Origin of the sequence: Streptomyces chattanoogensis (assembly GCF_001294335.1) — a bacterium.
In the GTDB taxonomy this organism is placed as follows: Bacteria; Actinomycetota; Actinomycetes; order Streptomycetales; family Streptomycetaceae; genus Streptomyces; species Streptomyces chattanoogensis.
In genome coordinates this window covers 1-266 of the sequence record NZ_LGKG01000109.1, presented here as the reverse complement: position 1 = coordinate 266, position 266 = coordinate 1, and the positions used below count along the sequence as shown (strand labels likewise).

At 55.3% G+C, this 266-nt stretch carries 1 rRNA gene; it reads right to left on the bottom strand.

Going from position 1 to position 266, the window contains the following annotated elements:
- A 5S ribosomal RNA gene (gene rrf / locus ADL29_RS12850) occupies nt 1-112 on the bottom strand; the annotation flags it as partial.
- Nucleotides 113-266: the final 154 nt, after the last annotated feature.

Below are 266 nucleotides of genomic sequence, written 5' to 3'. Positions count from 1 at the left end.
GCGGCGTCCTACTCTCCCACAGGGTCCCCCCTGCAGTACCATCGGCGCTGAAAGGCTTAGCTTCCGGGTTCGGAATGTAACCGGGCGTTTCCCTAACGCAATGACCACCGAAACACTATGAAGATAACCAACCGGAGCATGACTCAACGGTCGTTACTTCAGAACCTACACAGTGGACGCGAGCAACTGAGGACAAGCCCTCGGCCTATTAGTACCAGTCAACTCCACACCTTACGGCGCTTCCATATCTGGCCTATCAACCCAGT